Source organism: Aliivibrio sp. SR45-2, from assembly GCF_963890165.1.
Taxonomy (GTDB): Bacteria; Pseudomonadota; Gammaproteobacteria; order Enterobacterales; family Vibrionaceae; genus Aliivibrio; species Aliivibrio salmonicida.
The window spans coordinates 1-2191 of sequence record NZ_CAWPRC010000038.1; the positions used below are offsets into that span (position 1 = coordinate 1).

The 2191-nt window shown below is 36.5% G+C and carries 2 protein-coding genes; both read left to right on the forward strand.

Annotated elements, in window-relative coordinates:
• Positions 1–1141 precede the first annotated feature (1141 nt).
• Positions 1142–1768, forward strand: a complete 627-nt coding sequence (locus AACV33_RS01985; protein WP_182700702.1) for a hypothetical protein — start codon at positions 1142–1144, stop codon at positions 1766–1768.
• Between the two features lie 188 nt (positions 1769–1956).
• Positions 1957–2130 (forward strand): hypothetical protein, encoded by a 174-nt coding sequence (locus AACV33_RS01990; protein ID WP_155643810.1) that lies wholly within the window; start codon positions 1957–1959, stop codon positions 2128–2130.
• Positions 2131–2191: the final 61 nt, after the last annotated feature.

Here is a 2191-nt window from a genome sequence, read left to right on the forward strand (position 1 = left end):
CGGTTCATCAAAAGGATCGCGGCTTTTGTAGTTTTGGCTTAGTAAGCGTTCCTTTCTTCTTTGTTGCCTTTTGGTTTTCGTATTATCAGGTTCGGCAAATTAGCCCTTATTTCCCTAAGTTCAGGCGTTTCAGAGGTTAATTTACGCTTCAATTGTTCTTTGGTTATGCCTCATTTTAGTCAACATCAGTGTTTTCCTCGCAGAATTTTCAATCCCAGTTGTGGCAAGAATATTTGGTTTATCAGTTCCAAATCTGCTGAAACCAAGTCGTTCAAATGGTGTGAAAATTGTATCTGTTTTCCATTTACTTTATCTCGCAATTTAAGAGCATTTTGTTCGCTTAATTGCTATCGGTAAATTAGAATCAGGGCTTAGAAAATCTTGGCAGGGCAGTTCTTTACCAAGTTAACCGAGCCGAAAGTAAGCACGCACAACAATCGCATCAACACGATTTATTACATTCGGCTTTTTTGGTTTGCCTTGAATTTCGTGATTAAGGTGGTTAATTCAGGTTGGTTTGCATGGTAATAAACGTGTTATGCCAGCGTTGTGCGTACTGAGTCCGAAATTTTTTGCACGGTTCGTCAATAGAATCGCGGCTTTCGTAGTTTCGGCTTAGTAAGCGTTCCTTTCTTCTTTGCTACCTTTTGGTTTTCGTATTATCAGGTTCGGCAAATTAGCCCTTATTTTCCTAAGTTCAGGCGTTTCAGAAGCTATTTTACGTTTCAATTGTTCTCTGGTTATGCCTCATTTTAGTCTGCATCAGTGTTTTACTCGCAGCATTTCAATCCCAGTTGTGGCAAGGATTTTTGGTTTATCAGTTCCAAATCTGCTGAAACCAAGTCGTTCAAATGGCGTAAAAAGTGTATTTGTTTTCCAGTCACTTTATCTCGCAGTTTAAGAACATTTTGTTCGCTTAATTGGCATCGGTAAATTAGAATCTAGGCTTAGAAAATCTTGGCAGGGCAGTTCTTTACCAAGTTGACCAAGCCGAAAGTAAGCACGCACAACAATCGCGTCAACACGATTTATTACATTCGGCGTTCTGGATTGTCTTGGGTTTCGTGATTAAGGCGGTTAAATTCAGGTTGGTTTGCATGGTAATAAACGTGTTACGCCAGCGTTATACGTAGGGGAGTATATGGATACAATAGTTAAAAAAATCAGGTCTAGATATCTAAATTTATTTAGACAGCAAATGGAATCTAATACGTCTAAAGACATGTACTTATGTGATCTAATTATCATAGGGCTTGTGGATAGGAATGTAGCATTGGTTGAAGCTATGCCATCGTTAATTGAGACGCGCAATCTTCATGCTATTGCTCCATTATTACGAATACAATTGGATGGTTTACTTAGATTACACGCTTTTCGTCTGGTCGAATGCTCTGAAACCTTAGCGTCACACGTGATGAAAGGTGAAGCTTTAACTCGTTATAAATGTCCAAAATTGAAAAAGCAAAAATTAACTGATAGGTATTTAGTTGATACGTTAAAGAGTGAACTTCCTTGGATAGAAGAAATGTACGATTGTCTTTGTAGCTGGGTACATTTTTCAGATAGCCATGTGTTTTCAGCAGTTACTCAGGGAGATAAAAATGATTCAATATATATAGGTATTGGTAGCTATAGGCAGCGCATTCCAGACGATACATTTAAAAATGTAATTGGAGCGATAGAAATTATTCACGAATCAACGTCGTCATTAATAGAAGCTTATTTCAGCGCAGAACGTATAACAAAGCCATCAACACGATGCTTATAACATTCGGCATTCTTGGTTTAAAGTATAATTGGTTTTGAAAACTGGTCGTCAGCACGTGTTATGGCGGCGTTATGCGATTGTTTGAATTGATAGGTACAATCAATAGTTGGTGTATTAAAACCTATTTCTGATAAAATATAAATGTAATTTAAAATTAATCACAGATATTTTTAGACAAGGAAAACAATATGATAGGTTGGAAAGTTCTTTATAAATTTAATGAAAATGAAGTTGTATGTGAAATAGTAGGACAAATCGTTTCGGATGGTGCTTTTTTTGCTATTCCTGTCTATCATGATGGCTGCATAAAAATGGCATGGTTTTCTCCTAATGATGAAGTCAAAGTAATTGAACGTAAATAATTTAAGTTTTTATAAGCTTTAAATAGGATATGGAAATGGTAGAAAAAATAACTGAACTTCA